General features: G+C 52.9%; 14 protein-coding genes. 2 read left to right on the forward strand and 12 right to left on the reverse strand.

Going from position 1 to position 14,120, the window contains the following annotated elements; all coding sequences use genetic code 11:
* Positions 1 to 58 precede the first annotated feature (58 nt).
* Both OGX67_RS20605 and OGX67_RS20610 read right to left on the reverse strand, forming a co-directional pair.
* Positions 59 to 1,063, reverse strand: coding sequence for a LacI family DNA-binding transcriptional regulator (locus OGX67_RS20605; protein WP_003838740.1), 1,005 nt, complete (start codon positions 1,061 to 1,063; stop codon positions 59 to 61).
* Positions 1,064 to 1,229: 166 nt separating this feature from the next.
* Positions 1,230 to 1,679, reverse strand: a complete 450-nt coding sequence (locus OGX67_RS20610) for a GNAT family N-acetyltransferase (RefSeq protein ID WP_257652012.1) — start codon at positions 1,677 to 1,679, stop codon at positions 1,230 to 1,232.
* 123 nt (positions 1,680 to 1,802) lie between these two features.
* Between OGX67_RS20610 and pdxR the strand changes: the two genes are divergently transcribed.
* Both pdxR and OGX67_RS20620 read left to right on the forward strand, forming a co-directional pair.
* Complete coding sequence (gene pdxR, locus OGX67_RS20615) at positions 1,803 to 3,272, forward strand: MocR-like pyridoxine biosynthesis transcription factor PdxR (RefSeq protein WP_257652013.1); 1,470 nt, start codon at positions 1,803 to 1,805, stop codon at positions 3,270 to 3,272.
* 192 nt (positions 3,273 to 3,464) lie between these two features.
* Positions 3,465 to 4,178, forward strand: a complete 714-nt coding sequence (locus OGX67_RS20620; RefSeq protein ID WP_257652014.1) for a GNAT family N-acetyltransferase — start codon at positions 3,465 to 3,467, stop codon at positions 4,176 to 4,178.
* Between the two features lie 52 nt (positions 4,179 to 4,230).
* On the opposite strand, the gene cbdX is transcribed toward OGX67_RS20620, so the two are convergent.
* The 10 genes from cbdX to OGX67_RS20670 all read right to left on the reverse strand — a co-directional run bounded on the left by cbdX (position 4,231) and on the right by OGX67_RS20670 (position 14,118).
* The gene (cbdX, locus tag OGX67_RS20625; RefSeq protein WP_003838732.1) at positions 4,231 to 4,320 is read right to left on the reverse strand and encodes a cytochrome bd-II oxidase subunit CbdX; all 90 of its coding nucleotides are present in this window, start codon (positions 4,318 to 4,320) and stop codon (positions 4,231 to 4,233) included.
* A gap of 13 nt (positions 4,321 to 4,333) precedes the next feature.
* The gene (gene appB / locus OGX67_RS20630) at positions 4,334 to 5,470 is read right to left on the reverse strand and encodes a cytochrome d ubiquinol oxidase subunit II (protein WP_003838730.1); all 1,137 of its coding nucleotides are present in this window, start codon (positions 5,468 to 5,470) and stop codon (positions 4,334 to 4,336) included.
* An 11-nt stretch (positions 5,471 to 5,481) separates the two neighbouring features.
* Positions 5,482 to 7,026, reverse strand: coding sequence for a cytochrome bd-II oxidase subunit 1 (gene appC, locus OGX67_RS20635; protein ID WP_257652015.1), 1,545 nt, complete (start codon positions 7,024 to 7,026; stop codon positions 5,482 to 5,484).
* Between the two features lie 88 nt (positions 7,027 to 7,114).
* Positions 7,115 to 7,972 (reverse strand): hydrogenase expression/formation protein, encoded by an 858-nt coding sequence (locus OGX67_RS20640; protein ID WP_257652016.1) that lies wholly within the window; start codon positions 7,970 to 7,972, stop codon positions 7,115 to 7,117.
* Positions 7,969 to 8,373 (reverse strand): hydrogenase-1 operon protein HyaE, encoded by a 405-nt coding sequence (gene hyaE / locus OGX67_RS20645; RefSeq protein WP_008321015.1) that lies wholly within the window; start codon positions 8,371 to 8,373, stop codon positions 7,969 to 7,971. Before hyaE ends, OGX67_RS20640 begins: the two co-directional genes overlap by 4 nt.
* Positions 8,374 to 8,378: 5 nt before the next feature.
* Positions 8,379 to 8,960 (reverse strand): hydrogenase 1 maturation protease, encoded by a 582-nt coding sequence (hyaD, locus tag OGX67_RS20650; protein WP_048219577.1) that lies wholly within the window; start codon positions 8,958 to 8,960, stop codon positions 8,379 to 8,381.
* On the reverse strand, positions 8,957 to 9,691 hold the full coding sequence (gene hyaC / locus OGX67_RS20655) for a Ni/Fe-hydrogenase b-type cytochrome subunit (protein WP_003838720.1): 735 nt from the start codon (positions 9,689 to 9,691) through the stop codon (positions 8,957 to 8,959). The genes hyaD and hyaC overlap by 4 nt, the downstream gene beginning before the upstream one ends.
* An 18-nt stretch (positions 9,692 to 9,709) precedes the next feature.
* On the reverse strand, positions 9,710 to 11,503 hold the full coding sequence (gene hyaB / locus OGX67_RS20660; protein ID WP_008321012.1) for a Ni/Fe-hydrogenase large subunit: 1,794 nt from the start codon (positions 11,501 to 11,503) through the stop codon (positions 9,710 to 9,712).
* A complete protein-coding gene (gene hyaA / locus OGX67_RS20665; RefSeq protein WP_257652017.1) occupies positions 11,500 to 12,627 on the reverse strand; it encodes a hydrogenase 1 small subunit in 1,128 nt (375 codons plus the stop codon). Before hyaA ends, hyaB begins: the two co-directional genes overlap by 4 nt.
* A 210-nt stretch (positions 12,628 to 12,837) precedes the next feature.
* Entirely contained in the window at positions 12,838 to 14,118 is a 1,281-nt protein-coding gene (locus tag OGX67_RS20670) for an NAD(P)/FAD-dependent oxidoreductase (protein ID WP_046669776.1), read from the reverse strand.
* Positions 14,119 to 14,120 lie beyond the last annotated feature (2 nt).

The raw sequence follows: 14,120 nt of genomic DNA on the forward strand, positions 1-14,120 counted from the left end.
AGGGCGCTAAATTTGAAGTCGATCACAACTCAGGGTCTTGACGATTTACGCATTGATTTCAGAGAGAGGGGGGAAGAACAGAATCGCGGATCACCAGCTCTGCAGTGAAACTATTCACGCTGGGACGCTGAGTTGCGCCCTTAAAAAGCTGTATCGCCAGCTGCGAAGCGCAGCGAGCCATGCGCTCAACGGGATAATGCATTGTTGTGAGTGCAGGGTAGAGATAGCGGGCCATCACCACATCATCAAATCCAACGATCGAAAGCTGTTGCGGAAGTGTAATTCCCTGCTGATGGAGGATACGCATAATCCCGGCGGCCATCACATCATTAAACGTCACCGCTGCGGTGAAAGGAATGCCGCAATTAAGCAGCTGATGTGCAGCGCGTTCGCCACCTTCTTCATTAAAGGGCACGCTAATCACCCAATTTTTATCTGGCGTAATACCATATTCAGCCAGCGCCTGGCGATAACCTTCCAGCCGCTCACGGCGATCGATAATCGGTAAGTCACTTGTCACGCAGGCAATACAACGGTGTCCTTGCTCCAGGAGGTGTAGCGTGGCTGTTTTAGCTGCTTGACTATTTTCCAGCCACACGCAGCGATTGGCCATCCCTGCAATATAGCGATTTACGACCACCATGGCAGGAAAATGAGCGGCATATCGCAACAGTTCCTTTTCAGACAGTCTACTGGCATGGACTACAATAGCTTCACAGCCCTGGTTTATCAGGAAATCGAGTCCTGATTTTTCCATTCCTTCATCGTGGCCACCGCTGCATACCATCAGCCGAAATTGCTGCTGGCGTGATACTTCTTCCACGCCTCGTGCAAGCCTGGCAAAAAAGGGATCGGCAAGATTGCCGGTCAATAACCCGAGCATGTCACCGCTGCGTTTCGCTAATGCAATAGCGGCGGCATTGCGATGATAGTTCAGTTCGCGCATGGCTTTTTCAACACGTTCACGCGTCACGGGTTCAACCCATGCGGTTTGATTAATAACACGTGAAACTGTTGCGGTGGACACTCCCGCTAACTCTGCAACATCCTTTATCGTTGCCATGCTGGCTCTTTACCTTTTTAATTCTTAAGAATTTGCTTATCGCTGGTTTTTTTCCTTATCTTATTCAGGTTGGGGGGATTTGTCACCGATACATCCTCTGAGTAGATATACTCAGAGGCTTATTTTTGTGTTTAATTATTCAATACTATCCTGAGTATTATTACACTTACATGCGATATTCGATCATCCCGCTCTTTTTGGCCACCCAGTCATACAGACGTTGCCCACGGAGATTGGTTTCATGCGTATGCCAGTATAATCTTGACGCGTGATTTTTTTTGGCTTGCTGTTGGACATATTCGATAAGTTGTTTACCGATGTGTTGGCCGCGTACAACTTCGCTAACAAATAAATCTTCGAGATAGCAATAGTTTGATTCTGCCCAGGTTGAGCGGTGAAAGAGATAATGAACCAATCCCACTATTTTCCCATCATATTTTGCAACAGCACAATAAACAGGTTCGCTCGGGATAAAGAAACGCTCCCACGTTAATTTTGTTACTTCATCTGAAATTATAGTGCGGTAAAATGTTTGATAGTTTATCCATAAAGGAAGCCAGCTGGCGTAGTCTTTTTGTTCTGCACTTTCAATAGTAACGGCATTCATGTTAATCATATATATCCTGATATTTTATACGAGTAATGTGTTAGTATGATGATACTAAGAATTTTATAAACTCTCGTAAAGAGACACTTTCGATATATTGATAGGATCCACTTTAGTATAAAGGTTAATACAATGAAGAAAAACAATGCACCTTTATTTCAAGGATTTGTTTTAGGAAAAGGTGCGGTTAAGGAGCAGGTTTACCACATCCTCCGCGATCACATCCTCGAAGGGCGATTGCCGCCAGGAACAAAAATGCCGTCAACCAGGGCGTTGTCCGAAATGATGTCAATTTCACGAAACTCAGCGATCGCCGGTTATGACCGGCTATCAGATGAAGGGTATATCCTGACTCGTAAAGGGTCTGGAACATATGTCTCACATCATATTCCGGATCGGAGTATCAGCAATAGCTATCCAGAGATGGCGTTGGGGGACGTCGTACCGCCTGATGAGCAGGTTCACAGCCGAAATAATCCTGCTCGCGATTTATGGTCAAATGAGTATGAAGGGCGCTGCATGAACCGTCTATTTGCGGTTGGTGTCGGGTGTACGGATCTCTTCCCGCATGGGTTATGGGGAAAGCTACTGCAACGAGTCTGGAGACAATCCCGGCATCAACTGGGAGCTCACACTCATCCTTGCGGGTACCTTCCTTTGAGAAAAGCGGTTTGCCGCTACATTAAAACAACGCGTGGAGTGAACTGTAACGAAGATCAAATAATCATCGTAAATGGTATTCAGCAGGCATTGAACATTACTGCACGAGCATTGCTGTCGGCAGGAAATGACGTTTGGCTGGACGACCCGGGTTACAAAGGCGCCCGCGGAACCTTCATGTCTGTTGGTGCTATGGTGAGGCCGGTACCGGTAGATAGCGAAGGAATGAACGTCCGCTATGGTATTGATCATTTTCCTGACGCCAGGCTGGCCTATGTCGTCCCGTCGGATCAATATCCATTAAGTGGAACGTTGAGTTTATCCCGGCGTTTTGAGTTGCTGGAATGGGCGAAGTCGAATCAGGCATGGATATTTGAAGATGATTATAATAGTGAGTTCCGTTATGCCGACCGTTCTTTACAAGCTCTGCAAGGATTAGATCAGAATCAACGCGTAATCTATGCCGGAACATTTTCTAAAATGATGTACCCGGAATTCCGTTTAGGTTTTTTAGTTGTTCCGCCGGGTTTACAAGAACAGATTATGGTGACCAAATATTATTCCGATCTCGGTACCAGCTATCTTGAACAAGCAGTAATGGCAAATTTTATTGAGGAGGGGCACTATGCCAGTCATGTGCGTCGAATTCGCAAAGCATGCTATGAAAGAAGAACTGCGTTGGTCAATGCTATTCAATACTATCTTGCAGATAAAATGATTATTCAACCTTCAGACTCTGGCGTTCATATCGTATGTTGGTTGCAAAATGGGATGGCTGGGAGTGAAGTTGAAGAGAAAGCCAGATTACTAGGGATGGGAATACTATCACTAAGTCGTTATTACCAGAGCGATGTCTCACGACAGGGGATTTTGATTGGTTTTGCAAATCATCCGGTAGAGGCAATTGTTGATGGGATTCGCCGTCTGGCTCAGGTTATTTAACTTATAATTTATTCAGCTCTTAGCATTAATGCAGTAAATACGTTTCTTTTGCTACGTGTAAAAATATTGTGCCTGTTTTTTGTACAATTAAATAGTGTGGATCTGTTAAAAACACGCATTGTGGTTCTTTTGGACTGCCCAGTTTGATCATACTCTGCGCTGGTTTAGCCCTGTTTTGTAAGAGGTATGGATATGTCGGGCATCTTTAATCAATTTCATCAACCCGTTGGTATGACTTTGTCTGACTGGAAAGGCGCACCCTTTCCACAGGCTCAGCAAATTACAGGTCGCTATTGTAAGCTTGAACGTATTAACGCCGAACGCCATGCAAAAGAGTTGTATGAAGCGTACAGCGAAGCAAGCGATTGTCGTGACTGGACATATCTGGCGGTCGGGCCTTTTGAGACCTTCGATACCTTCCAGGATTATGTAAAAAAGATGGAAGAACAGACCGATCCGATGCATTTTGCGGTGATCGATTTAACCAGTATGAAACATGTTGGTACGTTTGCACTGATGCGGATTGATCCCTCAAATGGCGTGATCGAGGTTGGCCATATTTCCTACTCCGTACGCATGAAACGTTCGCGAATCTCAACAGAAGTCATCTCATTGCTTTTAAAGTATGTTTTTGAGGATCTGGGCTATCGCCGTTTTGAATGGAAATGCGATGCTCTCAATGCTCCTTCCCGTGGGGCGGCGGAGCGCTTTGGCTTCAGTTTTGAAGGTATATTTCGTCAGGCTGTCGTCACGCGGGGGCGTAATCGAGATACCGCATGGTACTCAATCATTGACGGTGAGTATCCGTCACTTCGACCAGCCTACGATATGTGGCTCGATGAGCGTAATTTCGATAACCAGGGACGGCAGATTAGGCGTCTTGGCGAGCTGATGGAAAGGGGATAAAAAAGCTCCCCGAATAAACCGGGGAGCCAGAAAGCGTAGCGCCCGTGTAGAATTATCTCTGCCGCGACTCAAGCCAGACCAGCGCCAGCGTGGAGAGTCCGCACATCAGCAGAATGCCGACAAACCAAAACAGATACCACATCGTACAGTCCTCCTTAATAAAGTTCGTGGTTGTGGCGGCGGATCGTTTCTACATTGATGCGCCCGAGCATTTTGTAATAACTCCACACGGTATAAAGCAGAACGATCGGTAGAAAAATCAGCACAATAACCAGCATGATACTGAGAGTCATCTGGCTGGAGGTGCTGTCCCACACCGTCAGGCTGGAGAGCGGATACGCGCTTGAAGGCATCACAAACGGAAACAGGGTGATTCCAGCGGTGAAGATCACGCAGGCCTGGCCCAGTGAAGCAAACAAAAATCCCCATACGGCCCGACGCTGTCCGCAGGCATAGATCGCGAGCATCGGGAAAATCATGCCAAGCAGCGGAATAATTAACAGCAGTGGTGACTGATAAAAGTGCGCCATCCACGCGCCCGGCGAGGTAGTTACTGCTTTTAATAGCGGATTGGAAGGACCATTAGGATCCTGGCTTAGCAACACATAGCCATCGATCCCCGTCCATAGCCAGTAACCGGCTAACAGAAAGCAGAGCACGACCAGCATCGCGCTGCGGCGGGTAGCAGACAGCGCACGTTGGTGAAGAATGCCGTCGGTCTTCAACTGGAGCCACACGCCTCCTTGCAGAATAACCAGCATCAGGCTTAATGCGCCGCACAGCAGGGCAAAGGGTGAGAGTAACTGCCAGAAGGTGCCCAGGTATTGCACATGAAGCTGTGGTGTGAAGATAAAAGGCACGCCCAAAAACAAGTTACCGAATGCAACGCCGAAGATAACTGGAGGGACCAGACTGCCAATCACCAACCCGGTATCCCACATGGCGCGCCAGCGTGCATTGGCTATTTTTCCACGATAATCAAAGGCCAACGGGCGAAAGAAAAGGGCGCACAACACCAGAATCATCGCCACATAAAACCCTGAAAATGCCGCGGCATAGACCCGCGGCCAGGCCGCGAATAATGCACCGCCCGCCAGAATGAGCCACACCTGGTTACCTTCCCAGTGCGCTCCGACGCTATTGATTAGTACCCGACGCTCATCATCGTTACGCGCGATCAGCGGCAACAGGCAGCCAACCCCCATATCAAACCCGTCGGTGACCATAAATGCCACCAGGATGATGCCAATCAGCAGCCACCAGATGAGCCGCAACGTTTCATAATCCAACATGATTATCTCCTTTATCCCTGTTGTTGCGCTGGTTGTTGGTTATGCATTGCATCCGGGCCAAGGCGCGCGTATTTCTGCATCAGGTAGACTTCGGCAATTAAAAACAAGGTGTAAAGCGTGAGAATTAGCCCCATGGAGAAGGCCAGTTGGCCTGCGCTTAACGCGGAGTGGGCGTACCAGGTCGGCAAAATATCCTGAATCGCCCACGGCTGGCGGCCAAACTCCGTCATAAACCAGCCGGCTTCAATGGCAATCCACGGTAGCGGCAGGCTCCACAGCGTCATGTGCAGTACCCAGCGATGCTGGTCGATACGCCAGCGTAAGGTCTGTATCAGGGCAATTGCCATCACCAGCAGCAGAAGTGAACCGCATGCAATCATGATGCGAAAACTCCAGAATACCGGTGCTACTTGCGGGATCGCACCGCGTTGTGCGGCCTGATATTGCTCCGGAGTGACATGGTTCATATCAGGCGCGTAGTTCGCCAGCAGGATGCCGTAACCCAGATCTTTCTCCACAGCGTGAAAAGCGTTCAGTACCTGAGGTGTGCGGTTACCTTTGGCGATTTCCTGCATCAGCAGCCACGCTTCCCGACCTCGTTGCAGGCGGGGGAGAGCATCCTCCATCAGATTTTTCAGCCCCGGAACCGGCGTGTCTAAAGAGTGCGTGGCCAGGATGCCCAGCAGAGCCGGTATCTTCAAAGCAAAGGCGTTACGTTCTTGTTCCTGCTGCGGCCAGGCGATGACATGAAAGGGCGCGGGTGCCGGTTCGGTTTGCCATTCGCCTTCCATTGCCGCCAGTTTTACCGGTTGGCGTTGGGCAACCTCATAGGCTGAGCTATCACCCAGTTGTAGAGTGCCGAGGATAGCCAGCGTGCCAAAAACGGAACCCACCGCGAAGGAACGCCGGGCGAACTCGCGATTGCGACCGCGCAGCAAATACCAGGCGCTGATGGACATCACAAACATGGCGCCGGTGACATAACCGGACATCACGGTATGCACAAATTTCACCTGGCTGATGGGGTTAAAGACCAGCTCGCTAAAGCTGCTCATCTCCATACGTAGGGTATCAATATTAAAGTGAGCGCCGGTTGGATATTGCATCCAGCCGTTGGCGTTGAGGATCCACAGGGCCGAGATATTGGAACCAAACGCGACCAGCCAGGTGACCATCAGGTGTTGGTATTTGGTTAAGCGTTGCCAGCCGAAGAAGAACAGACCAACGAACGTGGATTCGAGGAAGAAGGCCAGCAGGGCTTCCATTGCCAGAGGCGCGCCAAAAATATCGCCCACATAGTTAGAATAGAGCGACCAGTTAGTACCGAACTGAAACTCCATGGTCAGGCCGGTTGCCACGCCGAGCGCAAAGTTAATCCCGAATAACTTGCCCCAGAAACGTGTCATGTCGCGGTAGACTGTTTTGCCGGTCACCACATAAATGGTTTCCATGATGGCCAGCATAAAAATTAGCCCCAGCGTCAGGGGAACAAACAGAAAATGGTACAGCGCGGTCAGCGCAAACTGCCAACGCGATAAGTCAATGACGTCCCACATGCGAACTCCATCAGGCATTAGAGAGTGAATAGATAAGGAAGAAAACGCCAGACCCGCAGCATAAAAGCATGCGGGCCGGGAGAGGGGGTCAGGCCGGTGGACCGGAGGCCAGCCAGCCGCAGACTTCATCCAGGCGCTGGAGCGAGTCGCGAAGATCTTCCGGCGCAGCCTGCACCAGTTCCGGTAATGGACAGATCTCATAACTTTCGAGCAGAAGCCCTTTCAGGGTATCCAGACAGCGCACATGCCAGACATGGCGCAGCGCCGTGGCGTCGATTTGGCTCTCGCCGTAGCCGATAGTGCGGATCTGGATGTGTCCTTCGCCACATAACCGAGCAAGAAACAGGCGATCCGCATCGCTAATTGGAAGTTGTGTGAGGTTAATGCTATGGGGTTGCAAGGCCGGATCGCGCACGTGCGCCAGCAGTTCCTGAGCCAGTGTCAGGCCATTCATTAGCCCGTCCACCGGCGGGGGCAACAGGCTGTCGTCCGGCAGTGTATTGAACGTTGCCGCCAGCCACAGTGCCCGCGGCGCGCTGCCTGCTTCCAGATGCTCCTCCCACTGCCCGTTGTCATTCTGACAACGCACCCGCCAGATACCGCAGAAAATCGACTCCTGGATCTCGCATGCTCTGCCGTCAGCATGCTGGATGCGCACTGAAACTTCGCCTTCGCCGAGCAGTGTATTCAAAAACGTGAGATCGTCTGCGTTGAGCGAGGATAAATCCCATCCCTGCACGTCCTGTTTGGCGGGAATGCGCCTCCTGAGCTGCTGGCGCACATCGGCTAACAATGCCATCACCGCCGGGCTGTGCGGACAGTTTTCCAGTGATGCCATGCTGGGGTCGCTGTTGACCTGGCAGGTGAGGGGTAAGGGATTCATGCTGAAGCTGTCATCGTCCGGCTGCGTTCCCGGCCCCAGCAGATGAAAAAAAGTGTCGCTCATCGTTCAGACTCCGGCGGCGTGCGTGGTTCAACTAAGGGGCGCATCAGGTTGAGCAGATCGGCCCACGGGTGGATGCCGCTGAGAATGCCGCTCAGTTCGCCGTGGATAAACACCAGTGTGGCCGGGAAGCGGAATACGCCATAACGATCGCCAATCGCCTCGCTATGCTCGAGATCCGCCATGGCGATGTGCCAGTCAAACTGGGGAAACTCGCGGAGCAACTCGGCAATCATCACCGGATTATCGCTGACTTCCGGTGTACGGCGGGGATCGCTACTGAGTAACACCACACCGTCGCGAACGTGGGTTATCCAGTCATCCAGTTCGGGCGCGGTTAGCGGCTGCCAGCCTCGTGCCAGCATACGTTGCCATAGAGCAGGAAAAGGGTTGTCATTCAACATGTTGCTTATCTCTCCAGCGTTACGCGATACTGGCGAATATGCACGCCTTCATAGTTTTCCATCGACAGGCATTCATAGTTCAGGCAACGCGTTTCATCGTTGGTCTGTGGCACAATCCCCCACGCAGCCAGTTGCGTAAGTGCGGCCTGCTCCGCCGCCGGAAGCTGAGCACGCGCGATGTCGGTCAGGCTGCCGCCATAGTCGTCCAGCTGTACCGGTTGAAGTCCTACAAGGGCGATGTGCGAGGGCAGATGGCCGCGAATGTCCGCCAGCGCCAGCACTTCGGAGAAGCTGTTCTGATGCAGACTCATTTTTTTGGCGCTGAGGTAACTGGGGACTTTTTCACCGGCGTAGGTTTGCAGGGTGCCCGGCGCGAGACCGTAGTCGATGGCGTCCAGCAACAGCAGATGACTGGCCTGCTCAACGTAGCCCAGCAGATTCAGCCCCTGCGTGCCGCCGTCGACGATCTCAACGTATTCCGGCCAGTGATAATGGGCGTACAGGCGTTCGGCGACGCGAATGCCAAAGCCTTCGTCTGCCCACAGCAGGTTGCCTAGACCCATCACGATGACGTGTGGTTCGCTCATGACGCCTCCTTGTCGTGCTGACCTTTGGGAAATTTGTGGCTACGGTAGCCATTGACCATGGTGGAGATGACGGTATCGTCAGACATGATGTCCTCACGAATCGCCATATACACATGGCCTACGATGAAGGCGGCGATGAACCACATCCCCAACCGATGCCAGCTGTGGATATCGAGAGAGTTCCCACCGGTCCAGTAGAAAAACTCCGTCACATAGCGGAAAGGGGTAAAAATGGCGTACTGGCTATGTTCGCTGTATAAGGCAAAACCGGTGAGGATCATAAAAACGGAGAGCAGGAAATAACCGCACATTGCCGCCTGCGCGATGGGGTTATGACCGATATCATCTCCCGGTTTTTTTTCCAGAAACAGATACCAGCGCACGACCGAAAACGCGCCTCGCCACCAGCTGCGCCGCCAGACCGGCACGATAAACAACTCGCGTGAATAGCGGTTACCGACAAAGGCCCAGTAAATGCGCATCAGCAGGATCACCGTGAATACCATGGCGGCGGAGAAATGTATCAGCCGGATGTCGCCCATATAGAACAGATAAGTGGCCTCACCGCTGACCGACGGCAGCGGTCGACCAATGAAGTATCCGGTCACCATCAACACCAACATGCAGCCCACCGTCAGCCAGTGCCACAAGCGTACAGGCGCTTCAAACACATAGTGGCTGATAGCGGTATCACGCGCCTCCCCGACGCGTGGGGATGTTTTTCCAGTCATCGTTCCGTTCCTTAACGCTTAGCGAACCTGGACGGCGATAAGTTCGCTGCCGTCGTCGCCGAGTACGTGGGTTGAACATGCCAGGCAGGGGTCGAAGCTGTGCAAGGTGCGCAGGATCTCCAGTGGTTGATCCGGTATCGCCATTTGGGTGCCCATCAGCGCCGCCTCGTAAGCGCCAATTTGTCCCTTCGGATCGCGCGGGCTGGCATTCCAGGTGGTCGGCACCACACACTGATAGAGATCGATTTTCCCGTCGCGAATCGATGCCCAGTGACCTAACGCGCCGCGCGGTGCTTCGGTAAAACCGATCCCGCGGCACTGCTGCGGCCAGCTTTCAGGCTCCCATTTTTCGGTGTTTGCGGTCGCCAGATTGCCGTTTTTCAGGTTGGTCATTAGCTTGTCGAAGAAATATTGCAGTTTGCTCACGGCCCACTGGGCTTCGTGCGCGCGGCACAGAATACGCCCCAGCGTCGACTGCATACCCGAAAGCGGCAGCTTGAGGGCAGACATCATGCGATCGACGGATTCAATCGTGGCGGCATCCCCTTTGTGATAGGCAATCAGCGTGCGCGCCAGTGGTCCAACTTCCATGGCGTGTCCGCGCCAGCGCGGGGCTTTAATCCACGAATAGCGTTCCTGTTCGTTGAGCTGTTTGATATCAATATCGCTGCCTTTGACATCGCCCGGGTTATACCAGGGTTCAGTAATCCCTTCGAACGGGTGACGACCTAATTGATCGTCCGGATAACGGTACCAGGCATGATCGACAAACTCCTGAATTTGCTGCTGATCGGCCAGATCCACTGGCAGCACGTTTTTAAAATCACCGTTAATCACCGCGCCGCCTGGCATCAACAGGCTCTTCGCGCTGAAGTCATTGGCGATATCCGGGAACGCGCCGTAGCTCAAGACGCACTTATCAGAAAGCCCGGTGCCAATCTGGCTCCAGGACTTGTTGAACTGGCCGATAGCCAGCGCGTCAGGCACCATGACGTTGTTGATGAAATCAGCGGTGCGGGTGATGATCGACTGCACCAGGTTCAGGCGTTCCATATCGACTGCGCCAACCGCGCCGCGCTGATCGATATTAATCGCGCACGGCATACCGCCGACAATCCAGTTAGGGTGCGGGTTCTTACCGCCAAACACCGTATGGATTTTGATGATCTCGCGCTGAAAATCGAGTGCTTCCAGATAATGGGCAAAGCCCATCAGGTTAGCCTCAGGCGACAGTTTGTACTGCGGATGACCCCAATAACCGTTGCGGAAAATCCCCAGTTGACCGCCGTCGACAAATTTTTTCAGGCGATTTTGGACGTCAAAAAAGTAGCCAGGGGAGGACTTCGGCCAGGCAGAAAGGCTTTGCGCCAGCTGTGATGTGGCGCGCGGGTCTGCTTTCAGGGCATTCAGCACGTCAATCCAATCCATTCCGGCTAACTGGTAAAAGTGCACCAGATGGTCGTGGCACCACAGCGTCGCCAGCATAATATTGCGAATGATGTTGGCGTTGTCGGGCACCTTGATGCCAATGGCATCTTCAATGGCATACACCGATGCCAGGGCATGTACACCGGTGCATACTCCGCAAATACGTTCGACAAATGCCCAGGCATCGCGAGGGTCGCGCCCCTGCAGAATGATCTCCAGTCCGCGGAACATGGTGCCGCAGGAAACCGCGTTGGTGATGATATTCTGCTCATCAATGTTCACTTCACAACGCATATGGCCTTCAATGCGGGTTATGGGGTCCACAACCAGGCGGCGACCCGCATTGTTTAACGTATATCCCTGGGTTTGATACGAGTTGCTCATGCCTGGTTATCCTCTTTGTCCGGCTGCGGTTGTTCGGCTTTAGTTAACTGCTGTTTGTGGCGGTTATGTTGATTGACGGCGCTGGCGACTGCGTGGACGCCGACACCAGCCGCCACTACGCCAAGCGCGGTGAGGCCCACGGTGTCAGCGGTAGAATGCGTTCCCATCTGTGGAATATCGACCACGCGGCTGTAGAACGAACCGCGATCCCAGAAGCCGTTCTCCGAACATCCCAGACAACCGTGGCCGGACTGGATGGGGAAGGAAACTCCGCCATTCCAGCGGGTGGTGGAACAGGCGTTATAGGTGGTTGGCCCCTTGCAGCCCATTTTGTACAGGCAATAGCCTTTGCGGGCAGCGTCATCGTCCCAACTTTCAACGAACTCCCCGGCGTCAAAGTGGGCGCGGCGGTAGCATTTGTCATGAATACGCTGACCATAAAACATCAGCGGACGCCCCAGACGATCGAGTTCCGGCAGCCTTCCAAAGGTCACCATGTAGGTAATGATGGCGCTCATGACGTCTGGAATCGGCGGGCAACCGGGCACTTTCACGATAGGCTTATCGGTAATCACTTTATCGATCGGTGTTGCCTGAGTTGGGTTAGGCCGGGCAGCCTGCACGCAGCCCCAGGAGGCGCAGGTGCCCCAGGCGATAATCGCGCTGGCACCGGCGGCGGCTCTTTTAAGCTTTTCAATAAACGGTCGCCCGCCACTAATGCAGAACATCCCTTGCTCTCCCAGCGGAGGATTACCTTCGACGGCCAGAATGTATTGGCCGTGGTAGCGGCTTAGAATGTCTTCAAAGACCTCTTCGGCCTGTGTTCCGGCGGCGGCCATCAGTGTGTCGTCGTAATCAAGGGAAATCAGAGAGAGGATGACGTCTTTGGCGAGTGGGTGAGAGGAGCGGATAAATGATTCGGTACAGCAGGTGCATTCCAGACCGTGGATCCAGACGACCGGGATCCGGGGTTTGTTTTCCAGCGCCCAGGCGATTCTGGGCGTCATTCCGGCTCCCAACCCTAGCGATGTTGCCGCGAGGCTACAATATTTAAGAAAACTGCGCCTGCTCACGCCCTTGCGGCGCATCGCCTGATAAAAGGTCTCCTCGTTATTCGTATTCATAACACGCGTTTCTTCCCCCGTTGAGTTCTGGCGCACGCCGCCAGCGATAATCTAAAAAAGCCTATCCGATTAGCGGGGAGAAACAATGCAAAGTGTGTGGTTATGTCCTATTGCGATATTTTCGTGCCTGTTATCTGTTTTTCGCTTATTCGGCAATAAAAAAACGCACAGGGGGGACCGCCCTGTGCGTCGGGTTTATCGCGGAAGAACTTAAACCCCAAGGCGATCGCGTAAGCTGTAATAGGCCGCGCCCATGGCGGTAAACGGAATGCGCAGGCTGCGGCCTCCCGGGAACGGGTAATGCGGCAGTTTGGCGAAAGCGTCAAAACGCTCGGCATCCCCGCGCAGCAGTTCCGAAATCAGCCGTCCTGCCAGGTGGGTACAAGTCACGCCGTGGCCGCTGTAACCCTGCATATAGTAAATGTTGGTATCAAGACGGCCGAACTGCGGCATGCGCGACAGCGTTAACAGGAAATTACCGGTCCAGCGGTAATCAATTTTTACCCCCTGCAATTGCGGGAAGGTCTTCAGCAGTTTCGGCATCACCAGACGCTCAATATCGTCCGGATCGCGAGCGCCGTAGACTACACCGCCGCCGTACAGCAGGCGGTTATCGCCGGTCAGACGGTAGTAATCCAGCAGGTAGTTACAATCTTCAACGCAGTAGTTTTTCGGGATCAGCGAGCGCGCCATCTCCGCCGACAGCGGTTCGGTGGTTAACACCTGCGTGCCGCACGGCATGCTGCTTTTTGCCAGCGCAGGTTCCAGTTTGTCGCCGAGGTAGGCGTTGCCCGCGACAATCACAAAACGTGCCGTAACCTGACCTTTTTCGGTGCTGACCACTGCCGGGCTGGTGTGCTGAATACGGGTGACTGGCGACTGTTCGAACACGCGCCCGCCGTTCAGACGAATGGCGTTAGCCTCGCCAATCGCCAGGTTTAGCGGATGAATATGACCACCGCTGTGGTCGAGTAGCGCGCCGACATAACGATCGCTGCTGACTTCGCGGCGAATTTCGCTGCTATCCAACAGTTCAAGCTGCGTATTGCCGTAGCGTTCCCAGTTCGATTTCTGCTCCTCCAGCGTTTCCATCTGTTTGTGGTTCAGGGCCACAAACAGCCCGCCAGGACGATAGTCGCAGTCGATCTGATAACGTTTGATACGTTCGCGAATGATATTGCCGCCTTCAAACATCATACTGCCAAGCATTTTAGCGGCGTCCGGGCCGTAGGTGCGTTCAATGACGTCGATATCGCGACTGTAGGAGTTCACCAACTGACCACCGTTGCGCCCGCTGGCTCCGAAGCCAATTCGTGCGGATTCCAGTAGCACCACGTCGTAACCCATCTCTGATAAATGCAGGGCGGAGGAGAGTCCGGTATAACCACCGCCCACGACGCAAACATCACAGCTTACCGATTCGCTAAGGGTCGGGAACGGTTCGTATTGATTGGCACTTGCGGCGTAATAACTGCTGGTATGTTCAGTCATGA

Origin of the sequence: Citrobacter sp. Cf118, assembly GCF_030334095.1 — a bacterium.
GTDB classification, from domain to species: Bacteria; Pseudomonadota; Gammaproteobacteria; order Enterobacterales; family Enterobacteriaceae; genus Citrobacter; species Citrobacter freundii.